A 651-nucleotide genomic window follows, 5' to 3' on the forward strand; every position below is an offset into this window, starting at 1 on the left:
GCCGCAAAACCGGATGCGACACCTGCGAGATCTCTGACACGGCACTCAAAGGCTTCATCGCGCGAGTCCTGGGTATCGATACCTTCGACCAAGAGGTGTTCAACGAGCGTATCGACCACATCGAAGTGCAGGGAAAAGACCATTACACGTTTCATTACACCGATGGCACCAGCAGCTCGCACACGTGGCGACCAAACCTGAAGAAGAGCTCGTGGACCCCAGCAAGAAAAGCCGCCTGGGGCGAACTCGTGCGTGCCCGCTGGGCCGAAGCCAAAAGGCTCGGGTTGGACAACCCACGGCAAGCACCAACACCACCAGAAGCATTGGTGAAGTACCGGGCCGTGGCCAAGGCAGAGGCTGAGCGCCTGCGCGCCGAGCGAGGCGAACGCTAAATGGCCCGCACCGTCACAGCAATCCCCGCCACCCGAGCGCTCCACACTGGTGCTCCACTTGGACAAACGACTCTGCGCAGGGTCGCCGGGTATGCCCGCGTGTCCACCGACCACGACGATCAGGTGACGTCCTACGAAGCCCAGGTCGACTACTACACCCGCTACATTAGCGATCACGCGGGCTGGCAGTTCGTGAAGGTCTATACCGATGAAGGCATCACAGGCACCTCAACCAAACACCGCGCTGGGTTCCAGCAGA

At 60.7% G+C, this 651-nt stretch carries 1 protein-coding gene and 1 pseudogene; both read left to right on the forward strand.

Annotation, left to right across the window (positions count from 1 at the left end; translation table 11 throughout):
• Window positions 1–392 (forward strand): annotated as a pseudogene (locus tag HMPREF2656_RS04730) (recombinase family protein); the annotation flags it as partial.
• A partial coding sequence (locus HMPREF2656_RS04735; protein WP_141761014.1) for a recombinase family protein occupies window positions 393–651 on the forward strand: 259 nt, incomplete at its 3' end.

Source organism: Corynebacterium sp. HMSC034B08 (genome assembly GCF_001835805.1).
GTDB classification, from domain to species: domain Bacteria; phylum Actinomycetota; class Actinomycetes; order Mycobacteriales; family Mycobacteriaceae; genus Corynebacterium; species Corynebacterium coyleae.